The sequence below is a fragment of the Olleya aquimaris genome (genome assembly GCF_003259525.1).
GTDB lineage: Bacteria > Bacteroidota > Bacteroidia > Flavobacteriales > Flavobacteriaceae > Olleya > Olleya aquimaris.
Genome location: NZ_QLLO01000008.1, coordinates 33,840 through 55,772, shown reverse-complemented (window position 1 = coordinate 55,772; position 21,933 = coordinate 33,840). Strand labels below are relative to the sequence as shown.

The following is a 21,933-nucleotide window of genomic DNA, read 5'->3' as shown; positions in this document are numbered from 1 at the left end:
GTTTATTGTAATTATTTACTATTTTTTAACGCTGTCAACTCAGCAATTTTACAAATCACTTCCGTAGCTTTTATCATGCTTTCCACTGGAACATACTCGTAACGTCCATGAAAATTATGTCCACCAGCAAAAATATTTGGACAAGGTAACCCCATATAGCTTAATTGCGAGCCATCTGTACCACCACGTATGGCTTTAATTAATGGTTTGATGTCTAATTGTTTCATCGCTTCTTCAGCGATATCTACAATATGCATTACAGGTTCTACCTTTTCTTTCATGTTATAATATTGGTCTTTAATCTCAATGGTAATAACCTCTCTTTCGTACTGCGAGTTTAACTCGTCAGTCAACTTTTGCATCACTTCTTTTCGGGCTTCAAAATGTCCTTTATCGTGGTCTCTGATAATATATTCTAAAACCGTTTCGTCCACTTCACCTTTTATAGAATACAAATGAAAAAACCCTTGATAGCCTTCAGTATGTTCTGGTGTTTCTAATCTTGGTAACGAGTTAATAAACTCGGTTGCAATGTACATGCTATTAACCATTTTTCCTTTGGCATAACCAGGATGCACAATTTTTCCTTTTACTTTTACAACTGCTCCTGCAGCATTAAAATTTTCGTATTCCAGCTCGCCAATTTGGCTACCATCCATGGTGTAAGCCCAATCTGCTCCAAATTTAGCAACGTCAAACTTGTGTGCACCACGACCAATTTCTTCGTCTGGTGTAAATCCTACACGGATTTTTCCGTGTTTAATTTGCGGATTGGCAATAAGGTATTCCATTGCAGATACAATTTCGGTAATTCCTGCTTTGTCATCTGCACCTAACAGTGTGGTTCCGTCTGTTGTAATTAAGGTTTGACCTTTGTATAACAGTAAATCTTCAAAATAATCTGGTGATAATACAATGTTTTGTTCAGCATTTAACACGATATCTTTACCATCATAGTCTTCAATAATTTGAGGCTTGACGTTGGCTCCTGTAAAATCTGGAGTGGTATCAAAATGCGAAATAAATCCAATAACTGGCACGTCATGGTCAACATTACTAGGTAACGTCGCCATAATATAGGCATGCTTGTCTATAGTCACATCTTCCATACCTATAGCTTTTAGCTCGTCTACCAACGCATTGGCTAAATCCCATTGTTTGGCTGTACTAGGTGTGGTGTCGCTTGTTGGATCAGACTCGGTATCTACTGTAACGTAACTAACAAATCGTTTAATTATATCTTCTTTTGAAATCATAATATTTCCTACGAAAGCAGGAATCTTTTTAATGGTTAATATTTTTTTAATCGAATTTCTAAAGTATAAAAGTACAATATCTATCGCTTATTTAAATTGTAATTCACATTTTTTCGAAGTACTTTTGTGCAAACATTGATAGATGTACAAATTACTACTAAGACCTATATTTTTTCTTTTCGATCCTGAAAAAATTCATCATTTTACATTTTCATTAATAAAATTTACGTCTAAAATTCCAGGAATGACTTCTGTATTTAGACGTTTATATACTATTGAAGACAAAAAGTTAGAACGTCAGCTCTTTGGATTAACGTTTAAAAACCCAGTAGGACTTGCAGCAGGTTTCGATAAAAATGCAGTGTTGTATAACGAACTAGCAAACTTTGGATTTGGTTTTATTGAAATTGGAACCGTAACACCAAAAGGACAAGCTGGAAACCCTAAACAACGCTTATTTAGATTAAAAGACGACCAAGGAATTATAAACCGAATGGGTTTTAATAACGAGGGTCTTGAAGCTGCCATCCAACAACTTAAAAAAAATAAAGGGAAAGTAATAATAGGTGGAAACATAGGTAAAAACACCCAAACCAAACCTGAAGATTACACCAAAGATTACCTTGAGTGTTTTAATGCTTTACATCCATATGTAGATTATTTTGTACTTAATGTTAGTTGTCCAAATGTTGGGAGTCATGCCAAATTAAACGATAAAGACTATTTGTTGGAATTAATTGCAACTGTCCAAAAAGCTAATAAAGAGTTGTCTGGTCGAGCGCAGTCGAGACCTATTTTACTAAAAATTGCTCCAGATTTAAACAATATTCAACTAGATGAAATTATAGAATTAATTTCTGAAACTAATTTAGATGGTGTTATAGCCAGCAATACGTCTGTAGATAGAACAGGATTAAAAACTTCGGACAAACGATTAGCCGAGATAGGCAATGGAGGATTAAGCGGTCAACCTATTAAAGATAAATCCACACAAGTGATTAAATACTTAGCAGATAAGAGTAATAAAGCCTTCCCAATTATTGGAGTAGGTGGTATCCACTCTGCAGCAGATGCTTTAGAAAAATTGGAAGCAGGAGCTGATTTGGTACAGATTTACACAGGATTTATTTACGAAGGACCAAGTCTTATTAAACAAATAAACAAAGCCATTTTAAACCATTCTTAAATGCAATACGACACGCTATTATTGTTTGTAGTTGCGACGTCTGCTTTAGCAATTTCGCCAGGACCAGATAATATTTATGTGTTAATGCAAAGCATTACCAATGGTCGAAAATATGGTATTGCAACCGTTTGTGGATTAATTACAGGATGTTTAGTACATACCACTTTAGTGGCTTTTGGAGTCTCTGCTATTATTAAAGAAAACGACACCTTATTTTTTGTTATCAAACTATTTGGGGCTTTATACCTGCTATATTTGGCTTATAACGTGTACAAAAGTGATGCAAAAGTGACACTTAGTAACGAGACTATTCCTAAAAAAAGTTTGTGGCAATTGTTTAAGCAAGGGTTTATTATGAATGTACTAAATCCTAAAGTGTCTATCTTTTTCTTGGCGTTTTTTCCTGCGTATTTGTTTAGCCAAACATTAAGTACAGTCACGCAATTTTATGTTTTAGGTTTGCTATTTATGACAACGTCATTTATTATATTTTCTGCAATCGCCATATTAGCTGGTTTTATTTCTGACTATTTAAAGCAAAGTAAGAACATAGGATTGATTTTAAAATGGTTGCAAATAGTTGTGTTTGTTGGAATTGCTGTTTTCATTTTCTTTTCCGAAAATTAACTACTTTTATACAAGATTTAAAACCTAAAATGTCAAACTACGTAAAAGTTATAGAATGTCCTCGAGATGCCATGCAAGGCATTAAGCAGTTTATTCCTACCGAAAAAAAAGTACAATACATACAGTCGTTGTTAAGAGTAGGTTTTGATACTATTGACTTTGGTAGCTTTGTGTCGCCAAAAGCTATTCCGCAAATGGTAGATACAGCAGAAGTTTTGGCACAATTAGATTTGTCTAAAACAACCAGTAAACTATTGGCAATTGTAGCAAATTCTAGAGGTGCAGAAGATGCGTGTCAACATCCAGAAATTGATTATTTAGGATATCCTTTTTCTATTTCGGAGAATTTTCAGATGCGTAACACACATAAAACCATTGCACAATCTGTCGTGACTTTACAAGACATTTTAAATAAAGCCGATGCGGTCAATAAAGAAGTAGTAGTGTATATCTCTATGGGCTTTGGTAATCCGTATGGTGATCCTTGGAATGTTGATATTGTTGGTGAGTGGACCGAACGTCTGAGTAACATGGGAGTAAAAATATTATCTCTTAGTGATACTGTTGGAACATCAAACCCAGAAAATATTGACTATTTATTTTCTAATTTAATTCCGCAGTACCAAAATATCGAGTTTGGAGCGCATTTACACACCACACCCTCAACTTGGTTTGAAAAAGTTGATGCAGCCTATAATGCAGGATGCAGACGCTTTGATGGAGCTATACAAGGCTTTGGTGGATGTCCTATGGCTAAAGACGAATTAACAGGTAATATGCCAACCGAAAAAGTACTGTCTTATTTAACCGCTAAAAAAGCACATGATTTAAATGCTATGTCTTTTGAAAGTGCTTATAATGAAGCTTCAAAAATCTTCAATGCTTACCATTAAACTTCATGTAGTCTAGACTAAAGCAGTCAATCTCTTTATGATTTTTTGTAATTGAAAGAATTTTAACATTTAGTAAAGTTCAGATTTTCAATAACTTAAAACGTTCTTCTTATTTTAATTTAAAATAATTCTAAATAAACTTGCACAAAGGAGTTCTCTAATCTATTTTTGCACTCGAAAATAACAATCTATTTATAATTAGTCTAAATAAGAATAAACAAATTAACCATGAGAAGAATAACCTCAATTTTAATCCTTTTATTAAGTCTTCAGTCTGTTGCGCAAACCACACCTCAAGACAGTATTACTTTTAACCCACAACAACAATTAAACGCAGCTCAACGTTTGTTATCTGGTAACTATGGTAAAGCAGTAACAGTTGGTGCTTATGGCGAAACAACCTATAATCAACCAGAAGGAGATAATGGAGAATTAGATGTACAACGTCTAGTTTTACTATTTGGTTATAGATTTAATGATAAAACACAATTTGTAACAGAAATTGAATTAGAACACGTTGAAGAAGTTTTTGTAGAACAAGCTTTTGTTAACTATGCAGTAGGAGATAATGTAAGTTTACGTGGTGGATTAATGTTAGTACCAATGGGAATTGTTAACGAGTATCACGAACCAACAACCTTTAATGGTGTAGAGCGTCCTGCAGTAGATAATGCCATAGTACCTACCACTTGGAGAGAAATTGGAGTTGGTGTAACAGGTCGTTTACCAGAACAATCATTAACCTATCAAGCTTATGTTTTTAACGGATTTAAGTCTACAATCAATAGCGATGGTGATGTTACAGGATTTTTAAAAGGAAGTGATGGATTAAGAGGTGGTCGTCAAAAGGCAATCAAATCTACGGTAGATAGTCCTACTTTATCTACAAAAATTGAATATTACGGATTACCAGGTTTACGTCTTGGTTTATCAGGATATTTTGGAAAAACACAAGCAGCAGATGATGTAGAAGATATCGATGGAGCAAACATCGGAATCTCTATGGTAGGTTTTGATGCACGTTATGCGTTTAAGCGTTTTGCAGCAAGAGGACAGTTTATTTACTCGTCTTTAAGCGATACTGAAGCTTATAACACTTTAACCGGAAGAGATTTAGGAAGTGCTATGATGGGTTATTATGCCGAGTTGGCTTACAACTTATTACCACAAGATAATGAGCAACGTTTATTTGCGTTTACACGTTTTGAAAACTACGATACGCATGCAGAAACAGCTGGTAGCTTAGAAAGAAACGATGCTTACAACAGAACAGATATTACAACTGGATTAAGTTATCACATTGCTCCAGGTGTTGTATTAAAAGGCGATTACCAATTTAGAAGTAATAAACTTGAAGATAGTGAGGTTAAAAACCGATTAAACTTCGGGATTGGTGTTTGGTTCTAATAACAGCATACAATAACTATAATTAAGAATCAAGTCTAATTTATATTAATAATTAGGCTTGATTCTTGATTCAATTTAAATACTTTTGCAACATGAAACAGATATTAATTGTATTACTAAGTTTTACTTTATTAGCTTTTGGACTTTCAGAAAAGATTCAGAAAAAAGTGGATAAACAAATTAAAGAAACTTTTGATGTGGAAACTTTTACGTTTTCAGCTAAATTAATTTCTGAAGACCTAGCAAAAACACTTCCATCCACATTTGGAGCAGATAATTTTTTCGAAATTAAAACAAATAACAAGCTGTTAGGGTATGCGTATGTTGCGAAAGCACCTAGTAAAACTGCAAAATTTGATTATCTAGTATTGTTAGACGCAGATTTAATTGTAAAAAGCGCAAAAGTCTTAATTTATCGAGAAGAGTATGGTGGAGAAATAGGTAGTAAGCGTTGGTTAAAACAATTTGTTGGAAAAACTAAAAACGACCAATTAAAATATGGCGATAATATTGTAGCCATTTCTGGTGCAACTATTTCTGTACGATCTATGACTAATGCTATGAATGATTTATTAGCGTCATTAAAAATTCTTAACCAAAAAGGAGCGTTGTAGTATGCAATTAAACGGATTGATATATACGTTTCCTAAAGAAATAAAAGCCTTACTAGTTGCTTTTGTAGTAGTTTTAAGTGTTGGTTTTTTTACAGGGTTATTATTTGTAAATAATACGTCTTCTGTAAACCCAACTGGTATTGAAGAACAATATTTAGGTAACGAAAAAGACGTAGACGCTTCGGTTATGAAATTTAAAAAAACCGAAAAACAAATGCTAAATATTGTGCACAGTCACATATTATCTATGGCGTTAATCTTTTTTTTAATGGGATTAATTTTAGCAACCACACAATTAAACTATAAGTTAAAAGTGCTGTTAATGGTTGAGCCTTTTTTATCTGTAATTGTCACTTTTGGAGGCTTATATTTGCTTTGGAAAGGCATGACTTGGATGAAATACATTGTTATGATTTCTGGCACATTAATGACCCTTAGTTATTTAGCTTCAGCCTTAATTATCTTAAAACAGCTACTTCTTCCTAAGAAAACCAAATAAACAACGTTTTTTATAGAAAAAAAGCCCTAAATTTGCTTGCAATTAATTCTAATTGCATCATGACAGCACACGACAATAAAATAGTTGGAGAAGGTCTTACTTACGACGACGTACTTTTAGTTCCAGCATTTTCAGAAGTTCTTCCACGCGAAGTCAATATTCAGTCAAAATTCACACGAAACATTACCATAAATGTACCTATAGTCTCAGCAGCTATGGATACGGTTACAGAAAGCAGAATGGCTATTGCTATGGCGCAAGAAGGTGGAATTGGTGTGTTGCATAAAAACATGACTATAGAGCAGCAAGCCACTAAAGTACGTAAAGTTAAACGTGCCGAAAGTGGTATGATATTAGATCCTGTTACGTTACCCTTAAGTGCAATTGTTGCAGATGCTAAAAATGCAATGCGCGAGTTTAGTATTGGAGGTATACCAATAGTTGATAATGATGGTAATTTAAAAGGGATTGTAACTAATCGCGATTTACGTTTCGAGCATAAAAACGATAGGCCAATTGTTGAGGTAATGACTAGTGAAAATCTAGTAACAGCTCCTGTAGGCACCTCTTTAAAAGATGCTGAAAAAATTCTTCAAGAAAATAAAATTGAAAAGTTATTAATTGTAAAAGGTGATAAGCTAGAAGGGTTAATAACATTTAGAGACATAACTAAAGTCACCCAAAAGCCATTTGCTAATAAAGATACATTTGGACGATTACGCGTTGCAGCAGCAATTGGAGTTACAGGTGATGCTATAGACAGAGCAGCAGCATTAGTTAAGGCAGGTGTTGATGCTATAGTTATAGATACTGCTCATGGACATACCAAAGGTGTGGTAACGATCTTAAAAGAGATTAAAAAGCAATTCCCGGAACTTGAAGTTATTGTAGGTAATATTGCTACAGGTGAAGCTGCAAAATATTTAGTAGAAGCTGGTGCAGATGCTGTTAAAGTAGGAATTGGACCTGGTTCTATTTGTACAACACGTGTGGTTGCTGGTGTTGGATTCCCTCAATTTAGTGCTGTGCTAGAAGTAGCAGCAGCTATAAAAGGAAGTGGAGTACCTGTAATTGCTGATGGTGGAATTAGATACACAGGTGACATCCCTAAAGCATTAGCAGCAGGAGCAGATACTGTGATGTTAGGGTCGTTATTAGCAGGAACAAAAGAAAGTCCAGGAGAAACCATTATTTACGAAGGACGTAAGTTTAAATCCTATAGAGGAATGGGTTCTGTTGAAGCTATGAAGCAAGGTAGTAAAGACCGTTACTTCCAAGATGTAGAAGACGACATTAAAAAATTAGTACCAGAAGGTATTGTTGGTCGTGTACCATACAAAGGAGAGCTATTTGAAAGCATCCACCAATTTATTGGAGGATTAAGAGCAGGTATGGGTTATTGTGGCGCTAAAGATGTAGCAACTTTAAAAGAAACTGGTCGTTTTGTAAAAATTACAGCGTCTGGTATAAATGAAAGTCATCCACATGATGTGACCATTACAAAAGAAGCACCTAATTATTCTAGATAACACATTCCTACTTAAGCAGAAATCTAAATAATCAAAAAGCACACCAGTAGGGTGTGCTTTTTTTTTGCTTTAATATAACAAGAAATATAAACATTTATAAATATGTTTGAATAAATTAAAACATAATACATAATTACAATGATAAATGTTGTAATTTAGCAGTTCATTAATTTACTTATTTATATGTCTTTTGATCGGATAAAAGAAAAGCTTAATATCCTTGCTGATGCTGCTAAATATGATGTGTCCTGCTCTTCTAGTGGAAGTAACAGAACTAATAAAAACAAAGGGTTAGGAGATGCTTCAGCTTCTGGAATATGTCATACCTATACAGAAGATGGTCGATGCGTGTCTTTGTTAAAAATATTGCTAACCAACCACTGTATTTTTGATTGTGCCTACTGTGTGACACGTAAAAGTAATGACATTAAGCGTGCTGCGTTTAAAGTTCAGGAAGTTGTTGATTTAACTATTAATTTTTACAGACGAAATTATATAGAAGGTCTTTTTTTAAGTTCTGGAATATTTAAAAATGCAGATTACACTATGGAGCGTCTAGTTGCTGTAGCTAAAAAATTGCGTTTAGAAGAAAATTTTAATGGTTACATTCATTTAAAATCTATTCCAGGAGCTTCAGACGAGTTAATGCGAGAAGCAGGTTTGTATGCAGACCGATTAAGTGTTAATATTGAAATTCCTACAGAAAAAGGATTAAAATTATTAGCGCCAGATAAAAACAGAGCTGATTTTATAAAGCCAATGCTTAAGGTTAAAAACGAAATCATTCAGTATAAATCAGAAAAGAAAATAATTAAAAGCACACCAAAATATGCTCCTGCAGGACAAAGTACGCAAATGATAATTGGTGCTAGTGGAGAAAATGATATGCAAATTATGTATACCTCTAATCATTTTTATAAACACTTTAATTTAAAGCGTGTCTATTATTCTGGCTATGTGCCTATTAGTTACGACTCTAGGTTGCCACAAATTGGAAGTGCTGTACCTATGTTAAGAGAAAATAGGTTATACCAAACAGATTGGTTGTTACGCTTTTATGGGTTTAATATTGAAGAAATTTTAAACGCCACGCATCAAAATTTAGATTTGGATATAGATCCTAAATTAAGTTGGGCTTTACGCAATTTGCACGAGTTTCCTGTGGATGTAAATACTGCAGACAAACGCATGTTGGCTAGAGTACCTGGATTAGGTATGCGCTCTGTACATAAAATACTAAACGCAAGACGATTTAATAAACTTAATTGGGAACACCTTAAAAAAATAGGTGTAGCACTTAATAGAGCTCAATATTTTATTGTTTGTGCCTCAAATAGGTTTGAGCGTAGAGATTTAACTCCAGAACACATCAAAGGGTTAATACTGCAAAATTCCAAGAGTAAATACACATCTATGTTAAGTAATCAAATGTCTTTATTTAATTAATGCAAAACACGTTATTAGTTTATGATGGGTCGTTTGATGGGTTTTTATGCGCTATATTTTATGTGTATGAATATAAAATAGTTGCTCCAAAAATTATTAAAATCTCACGTCACCAAGAGCAGTTGTTTTCAAAAACAGTAACTATTGTAACAGAAAAACAAAAAGCAGATCGCGTCTGGAAAAGTGTACAAACTAAATGTGGTAATCGTGGTGCCTCACAATTGTATTATGCTTTTTTAAGTGAAATTGAATCTATAGAAGATACGATACTTGAAGTTGTAAAATATGCTTTCAAGTCCGCTAAACCTGTCCTGCAAGATTTTGCTAATACTTATGTTTTAGAGGTCTCTAAAACTGCAAAAAAAGTAAGTAGAGAAAAGCATAGAATGGAAGCGTTTGTTAGATTTAGATTAACCAAAGACCAGGTGTATTTTGCAAATATCGAACCCGATTTTAATGTCTTACCGCTTATTGAAAAGCATTTTAGAAAGCGCTATGCAGACCAACAATGGATTATCTATGATTTAAAAAGAAACTACGGGTTATTTTATAATTTAAATACCGTTGAAATTATAGTTTTAGAATTATCTAAAGACGTAACTACAAATACAACGTCAGAATTTTTTACCGATACAGAGTTAGAGTTTCAGCAACTATGGAAGGATTATTTTAAAAGCACAAACATAAAATCTAGAAAAAACTTAAAACTACATAACCAACACGTACCCAAACGTTATTGGAAGTATTTAAGCGAAAAACAACCTTATTAAATGTAGTTAAATACTGGATTTATTTATTTAAATGCTTTTCTAAATGTTTGTTGGCTTCTTCAATTTCGGTGGTTGTTGGAGGCTTCTTTTTTTGTTCACTTGCTAAATTTGGTTCAAAACTTAACGACATAAATAGCGGAAAATGGTCAGATTCTATAGCGTCACAGACTCTTTTATTTCGATATCTAAATTCTTCAGAAACAAATATATGATCTAAAGGCCAGCGTAAAATATAGTTTTTTGCATTGTAGGTATTGTAGAATCCTCTACCAACTCTAGCGTCAAGTAATCCACTTATTTTTTTAAATAAATTAGAAGTTTCAGACCATGCAACATCATTTAAATCGCCTAGAACTATTACAGGAATTTCAGAGTTTCTAGCCATTTTTGCTACCAACATTAATTCGGCATCACGTTCTGTAGACATTGGGTTTTCTTGAGGCATTGGTGGTGTTGGATGTATGGCGTAAAATTGTACAATACTTTGATTAGGAAGTTGCAATTTTGTGTGTATAGAAGGGATGCTATCGTTAATTAAATATTTAATCTCAGGGTTTATTAATTTATGTTTAGAATAAAAAAGCATTCCATAAGTATTAGGTAGAGCTATTTCTACTTTAAATGGGTATAAAGAATTTATAACAGAACTTAAATCGTTTTTCCAACGCTTATTAGCTTCTGTTAAAACCACTACATCAGCTTGTATAGACTGTATAGCTTGTATCACTTTTGTTGGATTTTTGTTTTTCTGTAATAAGTTAGCAGTAAATAAGGTTATAGAATCTTGGCTTGTTTTAGTGTAATCTTTTAATTCTGTTTTAACCAAAGGTGTGTAAGGAATTATTTTATAAGCTTGAAAACAAAAACAGCCTATTAAAATTACTACAAATGCATAATCCCTAAAGTCTTTAACATCAAATTTTATTAGAAGTAATAAGGCTGAAACTAAGGTTAAAATGGTTAGCTGAATGTGAGGAAAATCTAACATTCTAATAAACCAATAATCTAGATCTAACGTTGGTAATAATGTTAATATTACTGTAATTAAACCTAAGGTTTGAAGCAATTTTTTTATTTTCATTATATAATAGTTAGATAGTCTTTATTATTCTAAAAAGTTAAAGGGTAATAGGGTTCAAGTTAATGAAAATTAGTTTAAGCAGAATTTTACAAACATGGAGATATTAGGAAACATAATAAAAGGCGCTATTCATTTAAAAGAAGCATTAACATCAGAGGTTAATCCTGTACAGGCACAAGAAAAAGTATTATTAAAACTTTTGGAGACTGCAAAAGAGACTCAATTTGGTAAGCACTATAATTTTAGTGACATTTTAAATTCTGAAAATCCTGCTCAAACTTTTGCTCATCGAATTCCGTATTTTGATTACAATAAAATTAATGACGTTTGGTGGAGTAAATTACACCAAGGCGAGACAGATGTGACTTGGCCAAACAGTCCGTCTTATTTTGCACTTAGTTCTGGCACCACAGGAACAAAAAGCAAACGAATACCTGTTACAGATGATATGTTAGCAGCTATAAAACAAGCAGGAATTAATCAAGTTACAGCGCTAAGTAATTTTGATTTACCAGCAGATTTTTTTAGTAAAGAGGCGATGATGCTAGGTAGCTCTACAGATTTAATCGAAAAAGAAGATCATCTAGAAGGTGAAATTAGTGGTATAACAGCAAGTAATATTCCGTTTTGGTTTAAAGGGTTTTATAAGCCTGGAGAAGATATATCAAAGATTGACGATTGGGATACACGTGTTGAAACTATTGCTAAACGTGCAAAACAATGGGATATTGGTGCTTTAAGTGGTATACCGTCTTGGATAGAGTTAATGCTTAAAGAAGTTATAAACTATCACAAAGTAGATCATATTCACCAAGTTTGGCCTAACCTGCAAGTGTATACCTCTGGAGGTGTAGCATTTGGGCCTTACAAAAAAAGTTTTAATGCCTTGTTGGGTAAACCTATAACGGTTATTGATACTTATTTAGCTTCAGAAGGTTTTATTGCATTTCAAAGCAGACCAGAAACAGATGCTATGCAACTTGTTACTGATGGCGGAATATATTTTGAATTTGTACCATTTAAACCAGAATATATTAATCAAGATGGTTCTATAACAGAAGATGCACCAAGTATAACTTTAAAAGATGTTGAGTTAGAACAAGATTATGTATTAATTATTAGTACAGTTAGTGGTGCATGGCGTTATTTGATAGGCGATACAATAGAGTTTACAGATATTGAACGTGCTGAAATTAAAATAACAGGACGTACTAAATTTTTCTTAAACACGGTTGGTTCTCAATTGTCAGTAAACAAATTAGACAAAGCTATTAGACATTTAGAAGAGACTTTTAATACAGCTATACCAGAATATACATTGTGTGCTAAGCGATATGATGATGGATTTTATCATACTTGGTATTTGGGTGCTGAAGACTTAAATAAAGACAATAAAACCATAGTTTCTGCTTTAGATAATTTTTTACAATCTGCTAACAAGAATTATAAAGTAGCTAGAAGTAAAGCGTTAGAAGGTGTAAAAGTTACAGTAGTAAAACCAGATGTTTTTTACGATTGGAATGGTGCCAACAAGAAAAAAGGAGGTCAGGTTAAGATGGAGCGCGTTATGGGTGAAGAAAAATTTAAAGAATGGGAAGATTTTGTTGAAACTAAAGTTTAGAGACTTCTAAATCTCGTTCTTTAATAACTTCCATAATTTCTTCTGGAGACAAGTAATATTTATTAATTCTTGATAAATATTTTTTATCAATATTAGATTGGTTTAAAATGAAATCTTTTGTTTTTAAAATATAATCTTCCATTCCTGCTCTAATAGCATAAGTATCTGCAGCACGTTCTGCTTTAATAATAGAATGTGAGGATAGCAGATATTTTAAACCAAACCAAATCAAGTTTAAACCGCCTCTGTTTTTATAATCCATAATATGTCCTAATTCATGACCAATCCATCCAATAATTACATCTTTAGGCATGTCTTTGGTGTAAAATAATTCTCCAGATATATTTACGGTTTTACTTATAAAAATATTGTATCGTCGGTTGTTTTTACTATTAAGTAAAGTACTAAATACTGGTTGAGCTTGCATTGTGGACTTTTTAATAGATTTTTTAAACTCAAAATTAATTGAAGTGTCTTTTAATTCTGGATAATAGGATAGAGCTATATTAACTTCTTCTTTTATAGATTCTGGAATAGTATATTGTGCTTGTGTAAATTGTGTCATTAACAAATTGATAATTAAAATTAATCTCATTGTTTTAAAATAACATAATTCGGTTAGTTAATAAAAGCATTTAACTTTTAAGCTTCAACAATTTAACATTTTTATAAAGCAATTTTTAGGTTTTTATTGATAAAAAACTAATCGTTTTATTTTAAAAATTCACTATAAAAAATATCAATTAAAAAGTTAATTGTTTTTCATAGCTAAATAGTAATCTTTAGTCTGTCTATCCAACTTTTCAGTTGCATACCTTAAGGTTACTCTAGGCATAGTGCTGGCGTATTTATCTAGAAATTCTTTTAGTTTATTTTCATCTTTTTTTCCAGCTTCTCTAATCCAGCTACCCACAGCTTTTTGAACATATTCGTTTGAATCATGTATCAAAATTTCAGCAATATTAAAGGTGTCTATTATGTCTTTTTTTCTAATAAAAAAATAAGTACTAACAATAGCGGTACGTCGCTCCATTGGATTTTTAGACACTGCCAAATCATATAAAGGTTTACGGTCTCTATCGTACAAATATCCACCAACCACATAAGGCGCAGCTCTGTCAACCAAACCCCAATTATCAATCCAATTATGATTGTTTATGTAGGCGTTATATATGGCTTCTTTTTCTTCGGTTGAGGTTTTTTTATTTCTAGCTTTCCAATCTAAAATGGATACAGCACCTAAACGATGATCGTGATTGTTATCCTTAAGTAAAATTACCACTTCAGAAACAGGTGTATATTGAAATTCTTTTGCTAAAGAGAATAATTCTCTTTTAGGTATTGCTCCTTTAAAATCTTGAGCAATCATGTTTAAAGTTTCAATAAATGCTTTGGCAGTCATTTGGGTTTGATAATTCTATTCAGAAAGTTCTTTAATAATTTTTAAAGCTTTTGGAAAAGTTTCATTAAAAAAATCTATGTATTCTTCAGTGGTATCCATGCTAACCTGCAACTCTGTTTTTCCATGCTTTTCAATAAGTTGATAGGATTCTTTTGCATTTTCCCAAGCTTTAGATTTTTCATCGTAAACTTTTTTTCCTGCTTTTATAAATCCCAGATGGTTAAACACCATAAGGTTATTTGGAATTTTTTGATGAATCTTACTAAACATACCATCACCATTTGGAGTTAAAAAATCTACAGGACTACCTTCTTGCCAATTGGTTTTAGCGTAAGCTCCTTCAGCAAAAACATAGACCCATTTTGGGTAATTTTCGTCAGTAAATAAGGTGTTCCAAACGTTGTCTTTAGAGGCGTTAATAGTTATGGAATAGTTTAAGGTTTTCATGATTTTAAATCATTATTTACAAATTAGCTAAGATCAAAAAAGATATAATACAGTCTAGTTTTGATTATAAATTTGTCCACGATGTGGTTTTAAAGCATCTCGTATAGGTTTCATTTCAGATTCATTAACTACCATAAAGGCTATGCTATGCATATTATTTAATTGCTCAACACCTGTAATATTCAATTCTGTTTTTTCTAAAGCAATAAAATCCTTTAAGTGTATTTCGTGGTGTTGTGCTATTTTGTTTGCATCAGGACCTCTAAAGTCCCAAATTAATTTTAATTGTCTCATTTACTTGGCTAAAGAGGTTCCGTTTTCGGCAAAATTTTTAAAATCTGTTAAATATTTTTCAGATTGTTTTCTAAAGGCTTTTGGCATTAATAATGCCATCATGCGCATTGCAAAATTTGTAGGGACAAATTCGTTAACGCTTGTCCATTGTGTAGTGTTGTTGTCAATAGCTTCAAAAAAATTTTGCTGAATGTTGTGCATGCCTTTAGCATCAAAATTAAAATGAAAGGCTTTATTTTTTTCTTTAAAAGTTATTGTTTCAATTAGACTCATTTTTCGTTTACCAAACTTATAATTCAATTTCATTTTGGCATTTACTTTTCCTGGATCTCCAGATATATGCTCGTAACTGACTAAGCCTTCTTGCCAATGCTTCATGTTTTCATGATCATCTAACAACTTAAAGCATTCTTCAACTGGTGTATTAATGGTTACTTGTATTGTGTATTTCATTGTTAAGGGATATGATACTAAATCTATAAAAAAAATAGCGATTGTAATATTACAATCGCTATAATTAATAAGATAGTCGTTAAAATACTTTTGTAGCTATAAAACGACTTTTAAAGTGTGTCTGGATTTTGCTGTTTCTATAACAACAATACTAATTTGATTTTTAGGTAAATTTAAAGTTTTACGTAAAGTATTGTTGACCTCTAAATTAGGTATTCTTAAAATTTCTTTACCTAAAATATTGTAAGCTTTAATAGTTACTACACCATTAAAGTTAGAAATTAACAACTGGTTGTCTATCATTTTAGCAGAAAACACAGTTTTTTTAGTTTCTGTAATACTTAATGTCGAGTTTTTAACTGCATCAATTAAATCTATGTATAAGTCTGCTGTTTGGTTGTTTCCACCACCTCCAAACTCATTTTGAAACAGTAAATTAAAGCCAAACACAGTAGTTCCGTCTGGCACACCAGTGTAAAACTGAGCTAAGTTTATAGTAAGACTATACGTATTTGGTCCAGCGTTAGCATCTGTATCAGTGCTTACTAGAGTTAATTGAGGTTGTGAACCTAAATCATTAAATCCTGGAGACCCTTGAAAACCACCAGATGGCGTGTCTAACCCACCATACATGTGTATGTAAGTACGACCATCTGTGTAAAAGTTATTGATAAGATCAACATCTTCAAACACTATAGTAATTTGGTCATTAACTGTAGATGAAGTAGCAGTAATTGTTGCTGGTGCTCCATCATAACCATTAAATGTTAAGGTTTCTTGAGCTATTATAGCATTAGAAACCATAAGTAATAAAAGTAAAAAGTAATTTTTAATCATATTAATATCTATTTTATAGTAAAAATAGCATATTAATTAATATCACACATAATTTTAATACTTCTATAACGTTTTTGTGTTGATTATTTTTTCAATTTAGTAGTTTAAACCTACTATATTTAAGATTGTTGGATGGTTTGTAAAAGTACTTGTATTATAGTGTAATATTGCTATTTTTGCAATCATTGCTAACAAAAGTGCCCTTATTATGAAAATGAAAGTTTTACATGTCACACTAACACTATTTTTACTTCTAGGTTATAGTGTTTTAGCCCAAAATAAAACCGTTTTATTTACAGTAGATGGAGAGCCAGTTTATACCAACGAGTTTAAGCGTGTTTATAGTAAGAATTTAGATTTAGTAAAAGACGATTCTCAAAAAGATATAGATAATTACTTAAAGTTATTTGTTAATTATAAGCTTAAAATTGCAGAAGCAAAAGCTTTAGGGTTAGATCAAAAACCGTCTTATATAAGAGAGTTTAAAAACTACAAAAATCAATTATCTAAAAATTATTTAAACGATAATAAAGTTACAGAGCAATTAATAAAAGAAGCTTATAACAGATTACAAACAGAAGTAGATGCTAGCCACATTTTAGTTAGAATTGACGAAAACGCTAGTCCACAAGACACTTTGTTAGCGTATCAAGAAATTCAAAAATTAAGAGGTCGTGTTTTGCAAGAAGGTTTTGAAGCAGTAAAAAAAGACATCCATAATGGACGTACTTTATTTGCAGAAGAACTTGGTTATTTTACTGCTTTTAAAATGGTGTATCCTTTTGAAAATGCAGTATATAATACACCTGTTGGAGAATGGTCACAACCTTTTAGAACCCAGTTTGGATATCATATAGTTTGGACCAAAGACAAGCGTGATAATAGAGGAGAGGTTACTGTGGCTCATATCATGCTTACAGAAAACGAAAAAGCAGAACAAAGTGCTAAAGACCGTATAGAGGAATTATATAAACGTGTAAAACAAGGCGAAGACTTTGCAGCATTAGCTAAACAGTTTTCAGACGATAAAAGCTCTAGTGCTAATGGTGGTAAACTAAATACATTTTCTGCTGGACAGTTAAGCTCTAAGATATTTGAAGAGCAAGCGTTTAGTTTGCAAAATGTAAATGATGTTACCAAACCTTTTAAATCAGAATTTGGATATCATATTATCAAATTGCATGAAAAAAACGGAATTAAACCTTTTAGTCAGCTTGAGCCAGAATTAAAAAACAGAATTAAAAGAGACTCTAGGTCTAAAGTTATTGAAGCAAAACGTATAGATAAATTAATGGCACAATATAATGTGTCAACCCAAACAGATTTAACACCAATTGTAGCAATCTTAAATGATGATTTTTTTACTAGCACTTGGAAAATTCCATCAGATTTTAAAGGCGAAGAAACTTTATTGACCATTGGGAATAAAACCTATACACAGTATGATTTTGCAGACTTTTTAGAAAAAAGCCAGCGTAGACGTCAAGCAAAAGTGCCTTTAAAGAAATTGGTTGACGATAATTATAAAGTGTTTGTAGAAAGTAACTTAAAAACTTACCAAGAAGACAATCTAGAGTTTGAAAATGAGGAGTATGCTCAGATTTTAAGCGAGTATCGAGATGGATTATTACTATTTGACTTAATGGAAACAGAAATTTGGAATGCTGCCAAACAAGATTCTATAGGGCTTCAAGAGTATTATTTGCTTAATAAAGACAAATACTACTACAACCCAAGGGTGGATGCAATTGTAGCATCTTCAGCTAAAAAAAATATTATAAAAAGAGTTGAAACTCTTTTAGAAAATAATAAAACAATAGAAGTAATTCAAAACGGATTAAACTCAGATACCCAAATTAATGTTAGTTTTATTGTTGATACTTTAGAGGTTAACCACCAAGCATTACCAAAGGGGTTAAATTTAACAGAAGGGGTTTCTAAAATATATAAGCATAATGATGCTTATACAGTCATTAAGATTAAAGAAGTACTGCCAAAAATGTCAAAAACTTTTAATGAGGCTAAGGGTAATGTGATTTCAGATTATCAAGATCAAAAAGAACAAGATTGGTTGGCTAATCTGTCTAAAAAGTACAAAGTTGTTATTAATCAAGAAGCATTAAAACAGGTTAAAGAAGAATTAAAATAATTTGAAAACTTCAATTTACATAGTACTAATTTGTGTTTTATGGTCTTGCGACTATTTTAATCAAGCACCACAAGAAGATGCAATTGCTAGAATAGACGATGTGTATTTATATCATAAAGATTTAAAAAAGGCAATGCCTGAGTTTGTCTCAAAATCAGACAGTGCAGTCTATGCTAACAATTTTATAAATAAATGGGCTACTCAACAATTGTTGGTAAAAGGAGCAGAGGTAAACTTGTCTGATGCTAAGCTAGAAAAGTTTGATAAATTAGTCCAACAATACAGATATGACTTGTATAGCAAAGCGTATTTAGAAGCTTTAGTTACTAAAAACTTGGATACCATAGTATCCAATGCAGAAGCAGAAGCTTATTATCAGGCTAATAGGGAAGCTTTCAAATTAAACGAAGAATTAATTCAGTTTAGATATATAAATGTTGAAGCTAATAGATTGGATTTAGATAAAATTAAAACCAAGTTTAAACGCTTTAATAAAGCAGATAAAAAAGAGTTAGATTCTATTTCAATACAATTTAGATCTTATTCTTTAAAAGACTCTGTTTGGATAAGAGTAGACCAAGCTATTAATAAAATTCCAGCAGTAACACCAGAATACAGAAATGAATTGTTAAAAAAATCTAATTTTATACAACTCAAAGATTCATTAGGATTATATTTGATGCAAATAAAAGATGTGTTGTTACGAAACGATACAGCTCCACTAGAATACGTTAGACCAACCATAAACCAAATCGTAGTTAACAAGCGTAAACTAGAATTAATTAAACAATTAGAAAAGGACATTACTAAAGATGCCATTAAAAACAAACAATTTGAAATTTACAATTAAAACTAAAACGCTTTCCGCTTTTGCGTTTTTACTATTAGCAACGTTTACAGTTTCTGCACAAGAAATTATTGACGAAACCACTACAGAGCAAGCTGTAGATACTACATTAACTAATGGAGCTATCAAGGTAGATGGTGTAGCAGCAGTCGTAGGAGATTATATTGTTTTAGATAGTGATATTGATAAAATGATTATTCAATTAAAAGCACAAGGTGCTTCGTTACAAGGTGTAACACGTTGTCAATTATTTGGTAAATTATTAGAAGACAAATTATATGCACACCATGCTATTCAAGATAGTATTGTGGTTAGTGATGCCGAAATTAGATCTTATGTAGATCAACAAATTCAGCAATTTTTACAGCAGTTTAATGGTAACATGGATGCTTTATTAAAATTCTATAAAAAAGAGGATGAGGTTAGTTTTAGAGAAGAAATTTTTGAAATTAATAAAAGCAACAAACTAGCTTCAGAAATGCAAAGAAAAATTATTGAAGACATTGAAGTAACTCCAGAAGAGGTGCGTCAGTTTTTTAATAGAATTCCTAAAGAAGAACGTCCAAGATTTGGTACAGAGCTTAAAGTGGCACAAATAATTATTGAGCCAAAAGTTAGCGAGGAAGAAAAACAACGCGTTATAAACCAATTAAAAGAGTTTAAAAGAGAGGTTGAAGAAGAAGGAAAAAGCTTCAGATCTAGAGCAGCGTTTTATTCTGACGATCCTGGGTCAAAAAAATCTGGAGGTAAATTACCACCAATGAACAGGGCTCAACCTAGAATGGTAAAAGAGTTTAGAGATGTTGCGTTTTCTTTACAAGAGGGACAAATTTCTGAACCATTTGAAACAGATTTTGGTTTTCATATTATTTACTTAGAAAAGATTAGAGGTCAAGAATATGATGTAAGCCACATACTTTTAGTCCCTGAAATCTCTGATGAAGAAGTTTTAGAAGCTAAAGAAAAAATTGAGAAAATTAGAACAGATATTATTGATGGTGTGTACACTTTTGCTGAAGCAGCAGAAGAATTTAGTGATGAAAAAGAAACTAAATATCAAGGTGGACAATTAATTAATCCTCAAACACAAGATTATAATTTTGAACTAACTAAAATGGATCCAGAATTATACAGTCAATTACAAGGATTAGAAAATAACACCGTAAGCGAAGTATTAACAGATACAGATAGACAAGGTAATATTAAGTTTAAATTAGTAACTGTAACCGATAGAATAGACGAGCATGATGCAGATTATGCACGTGATTACTTAAAAATTAAAGAACTTGCTTTAAACGAAAAGCAATTTGAAACTATTGGTAAATGGCAAGACGAAAAAATTGCTGACACTTATATAAAAATTAGCGAAGCACACAGAGGTTGCGATTTTAGTAGTAACTGGTTAAAAAACAAGTAAAAATTTATGTCTGACGTTGCAGCAATTAACAATTTAGTAAATAAGTATAACGATTTAAGACAGGAGGTTGCCAAAGTTATTGTTGGTCAAGACGATGTCGTAAATCAAATTTTAATTTCTATTTTTTCTGGTGGACACGCCTTATTAATTGGTGTGCCTGGATTGGCTAAAACGTTAATGGTTAATACTATTTCTCAAGCTTTAGGGTTGGATTTTAAGCGTATTCAGTTTACTCCAGATTTAATGCCAAGCGATATTTTAGGTAGTGAAATTTTAGACGAAAACCGAAATTTTAAATTTATAAAAGGACCTATTTTTGCTAACATTATCTTAGCAGACGAGATTAACCGTACACCACCAAAAACTCAAGCAGCATTATTAGAAGCTATGCAAGAGCGTGCTGTAACCGTTTCTGGACATCATTATAAATTAGAATTGCCCTATTTTGTACTAGCAACACAAAACCCAATTGAGCAAGAAGGGACTTATCCTTTACCAGAAGCCCAATTAGACCGTTTTATGTTTGCAATTAATTTAGAATATCCATCTTTTGCAGAAGAAGTGCAGGTAGTAAAAGCCACTACTTCAGACCATAAACCACAAGTTAATAGCTTGTTTACAGCTCAAGAAATTATAGATTTTCAGCAGTTAATTAGACGTATTCCTGTAGCGGATAATGTAATAGAATATGCAGTAACTATGGTTGGTAAAACTAGACCAAATAGTGAGGCAGCATCAGATTTAGTTAAACAGTATATAGATTGGGGAGCAGGACCAAGAGCTTCTCAAAATTTAATATTAGCAGCAAAAACACATGCAGCTATTAACGGAAAGTTTTCTCCAGATATCGAAAATGTTCAAGCAGTAGCTACAAGTATTTTACGTCATAGAATGATAAAAAACTATAAGGCTGAAGCAGAAGGTGTTACTATAGAACAAATAATTAAAAGCTTGTTTTAAAATGAATTTAAAGCAATTTAAAGTTCCTTTGTTATTATTAATTGTTGGTGTAATTCTAACAATTATAGGCGCATATTTTAAAGTACAAGCAATAGAACATGGTAGTTTATTATTAACTATCGGAACTTTCTTAGAATTTTGTGCTATCTTTTTAGGTATTATTAAACTAATTAAAATTTCTAGACAAAAATCCTAACG

23 protein-coding genes are annotated in these 21,933 nt (G+C 32.0%); 15 read left to right on the top strand and 8 right to left on the bottom strand.

The genetic code is table 11. The features are described from left to right. Positions 1-11 precede the first annotated feature (11 nt). Positions 12-1,256 (bottom strand): peptidase T, encoded by a 1,245-nt coding sequence (gene pepT / locus LY08_RS11110; protein WP_111660517.1) that lies wholly within the window; start codon positions 1,254-1,256, stop codon positions 12-14. A gap of 142 nt (positions 1,257-1,398) precedes the next feature. On the opposite strand from pepT, the gene LY08_RS11105 reads away from it, so the two are divergent. The 9 genes from LY08_RS11105 (at position 1,399) to LY08_RS11065 (ending at position 10,227) form a co-directional block, all read left to right on the top strand. Beyond that, the gene (locus tag LY08_RS11105) at positions 1,399-2,442 is read left to right on the top strand and encodes a quinone-dependent dihydroorotate dehydrogenase (RefSeq protein WP_111660516.1); all 1,044 of its coding nucleotides are present in this window, start codon (positions 1,399-1,401) and stop codon (positions 2,440-2,442) included. Continuing rightward, entirely contained in the window at positions 2,443-3,069 is a 627-nt protein-coding gene (locus tag LY08_RS11100; RefSeq protein WP_111660515.1) for a LysE family translocator, read from the top strand. It begins immediately after the preceding gene. A gap of 29 nt (positions 3,070-3,098) precedes the next feature. After that, a complete protein-coding gene (locus tag LY08_RS11095; protein ID WP_111660514.1) occupies positions 3,099-3,962 on the top strand; it encodes a hydroxymethylglutaryl-CoA lyase in 864 nt (287 codons plus the stop codon). Positions 3,963-4,190: 228 nt separating this feature from the next. Further along, complete coding sequence (locus tag LY08_RS11090) at positions 4,191-5,369, top strand: porin family protein (RefSeq protein WP_111660513.1); 1,179 nt, start codon at positions 4,191-4,193, stop codon at positions 5,367-5,369. Positions 5,370-5,461: 92 nt separating this feature from the next. Continuing rightward, positions 5,462-5,983, top strand: a complete 522-nt coding sequence (locus LY08_RS11085) for an FMN-binding protein (protein WP_111660512.1) — start codon at positions 5,462-5,464, stop codon at positions 5,981-5,983. Position 5,984: 1 nt separating this feature from the next. Then, the gene (locus LY08_RS11080; protein WP_111660511.1) at positions 5,985-6,482 is read left to right on the top strand and encodes a hypothetical protein; all 498 of its coding nucleotides are present in this window, start codon (positions 5,985-5,987) and stop codon (positions 6,480-6,482) included. Positions 6,483-6,541: 59 nt separating this feature from the next. After that, on the top strand, positions 6,542-8,011 hold the full coding sequence (gene guaB, locus LY08_RS11075) for an IMP dehydrogenase (protein WP_111660510.1): 1,470 nt from the start codon (positions 6,542-6,544) through the stop codon (positions 8,009-8,011). Between the two features lie 183 nt (positions 8,012-8,194). Beyond that, positions 8,195-9,457, top strand: coding sequence for a putative DNA modification/repair radical SAM protein (locus LY08_RS11070; protein WP_111660509.1), 1,263 nt, complete (start codon positions 8,195-8,197; stop codon positions 9,455-9,457). Next, positions 9,457-10,227: a TIGR03915 family putative DNA repair protein gene (locus LY08_RS11065; protein ID WP_111660508.1), complete on the top strand. Its 771-nt coding sequence runs from the start codon at positions 9,457-9,459 to the stop codon at positions 10,225-10,227. The genes LY08_RS11070 and LY08_RS11065 overlap by 1 nt, the downstream gene beginning before the upstream one ends. Positions 10,228-10,246: 19 nt before the next feature. Here LY08_RS11065 and LY08_RS11060 read toward each other — a convergent pair whose 3' ends face one another. After that, a complete protein-coding gene (locus LY08_RS11060) occupies positions 10,247-11,308 on the bottom strand; it encodes an endonuclease/exonuclease/phosphatase family protein (protein ID WP_111660507.1) in 1,062 nt (353 codons plus the stop codon). Between the two features lie 94 nt (positions 11,309-11,402). On the opposite strand from LY08_RS11060, the gene LY08_RS11055 reads away from it, so the two are divergent. Continuing rightward, a complete protein-coding gene (locus tag LY08_RS11055) occupies positions 11,403-12,929 on the top strand; it encodes a GH3 family domain-containing protein (protein WP_111660506.1) in 1,527 nt (508 codons plus the stop codon). On the opposite strand, the gene LY08_RS11050 is transcribed toward LY08_RS11055, so the two are convergent. The 6 genes from LY08_RS11050 to LY08_RS11025 form a co-directional block, all read right to left on the bottom strand. Next, positions 12,919-13,524 (bottom strand): hypothetical protein, encoded by a 606-nt coding sequence (locus LY08_RS11050; RefSeq protein ID WP_111660505.1) that lies wholly within the window; start codon positions 13,522-13,524, stop codon positions 12,919-12,921. The genes LY08_RS11055 and LY08_RS11050 overlap by 11 nt on opposite strands. Positions 13,525-13,680: 156 nt before the next feature. Continuing rightward, positions 13,681-14,331, bottom strand: a complete 651-nt coding sequence (locus tag LY08_RS11045; protein ID WP_111660504.1) for a DNA alkylation repair protein — start codon at positions 14,329-14,331, stop codon at positions 13,681-13,683. Between the two features lie 15 nt (positions 14,332-14,346). Beyond that, positions 14,347-14,778 carry an SRPBCC family protein gene (locus LY08_RS11040; protein WP_111660503.1) on the bottom strand — a complete coding sequence of 144 codons (432 nt, stop codon included), beginning with the start codon at positions 14,776-14,778 and terminating at the stop codon, positions 14,347-14,349. A gap of 54 nt (positions 14,779-14,832) precedes the next feature. Further along, on the bottom strand, positions 14,833-15,072 hold the full coding sequence (locus LY08_RS11035) for a hypothetical protein (RefSeq protein ID WP_111660502.1): 240 nt from the start codon (positions 15,070-15,072) through the stop codon (positions 14,833-14,835). Next, positions 15,073-15,525 (bottom strand): SRPBCC family protein, encoded by a 453-nt coding sequence (locus tag LY08_RS11030; protein ID WP_111660501.1) that lies wholly within the window; start codon positions 15,523-15,525, stop codon positions 15,073-15,075. Between the two features lie 96 nt (positions 15,526-15,621). Further along, complete coding sequence (locus LY08_RS11025; protein WP_111660500.1) at positions 15,622-16,362, bottom strand: hypothetical protein; 741 nt, start codon at positions 16,360-16,362, stop codon at positions 15,622-15,624. A 208-nt stretch (positions 16,363-16,570) separates the two neighbouring features. Here LY08_RS11025 and LY08_RS11020 point away from each other — a divergent pair, with 208 nt between their 5' ends. Genes LY08_RS11020 through LY08_RS11000 form a run of 5 tightly spaced genes read left to right on the top strand, consistent with a single transcriptional unit; the run spans position 16,571 to position 21,931 of the window. Continuing rightward, on the top strand, positions 16,571-18,511 hold the full coding sequence (locus tag LY08_RS11020; RefSeq protein ID WP_111660499.1) for a peptidylprolyl isomerase: 1,941 nt from the start codon (positions 16,571-16,573) through the stop codon (positions 18,509-18,511). A gap of 1 nt (position 18,512) precedes the next feature. Beyond that, the gene (locus LY08_RS11015) at positions 18,513-19,361 is read left to right on the top strand and encodes a peptidylprolyl isomerase (RefSeq protein ID WP_111660498.1); all 849 of its coding nucleotides are present in this window, start codon (positions 18,513-18,515) and stop codon (positions 19,359-19,361) included. Further along, on the top strand, positions 19,324-20,775 hold the full coding sequence (locus LY08_RS11010) for a peptidylprolyl isomerase (protein WP_111660497.1): 1,452 nt from the start codon (positions 19,324-19,326) through the stop codon (positions 20,773-20,775). The genes LY08_RS11015 and LY08_RS11010 overlap by 38 nt, the downstream gene beginning before the upstream one ends. Before the next feature lie 6 nt (positions 20,776-20,781). Continuing rightward, positions 20,782-21,735, top strand: a complete 954-nt coding sequence (locus LY08_RS11005) for an AAA family ATPase (RefSeq protein WP_111660496.1) — start codon at positions 20,782-20,784, stop codon at positions 21,733-21,735. Position 21,736: 1 nt separating this feature from the next. After that, positions 21,737-21,931: a gliding motility protein GldL gene (locus tag LY08_RS11000; protein ID WP_111660495.1), complete on the top strand. Its 195-nt coding sequence runs from the start codon at positions 21,737-21,739 to the stop codon at positions 21,929-21,931. Positions 21,932-21,933 lie beyond the last annotated feature (2 nt).